This window comes from Streptomyces aurantiacus (assembly GCF_001418335.1).
Lineage (GTDB): Bacteria > Actinomycetota > Actinomycetes > Streptomycetales > Streptomycetaceae > Streptomyces > Streptomyces aurantiacus.
This window is the reverse complement of record NZ_LIPP01000358.1, coordinates 1-517: the sequence shown is the minus strand read 5'-3', so window position 1 is coordinate 517 and position 517 is coordinate 1. Positions and strand designations below refer to the sequence as shown.

1 protein-coding gene is annotated in these 517 nt (G+C 66.2%); it reads left to right on the top strand.

Annotation, left to right across the window (positions count from 1 at the left end; genetic code table 11):
* Positions 1-517: DNA gyrase C-terminal beta-propeller domain-containing protein (locus tag AOK01_RS45725; RefSeq protein ID WP_281181482.1), on the top strand; the 517-nt coding region annotated here is incomplete at both ends.

The following is a 517-nucleotide window of genomic DNA, read 5'->3' as shown; positions in this document are numbered from 1 at the left end:
GCTGCGCCGCCTGGCCGCTCTGGAGCGCCAGAAGATCGTCGCCGAGCACGACGAGCTCCAGGCGAAGATCCGCGAGTACAACGAGATCCTGGCCTCGCCGGTGCGTCAGCGCGGCATCATCAGCGAGGAACTCGCCGCGATCGTCGAGAAGTTCGGTGACGACCGCCGCTCCAAGCTGGTGCCCTTCGACGGCGACATGTCCATGGAGGACCTGATCGCCGAGGAGGACATCGTCGTCACCATCACGCGCGGTGGCTACATCAAGCGGACGAAGGCCGAGGACTACCGCTCACAGAAGCGCGGCGGCAAGGGCGTACGGGGCACGAAGCTCAAGGAAGACGACATCGTCGACCACTTCTTCGTGTCGACGACGCACCACTGGCTGCTGTTCTTCACCAACAAGGGCCGCGTCTACCGCGCGAAGGCGTACGAGCTTCCCGACGCCGGACGTGAGGCGCGCGGGCAGCACGTCGCGAACCTGCTGGCCTTCCAGCCGGACGAGGCGATCGCCGAGATC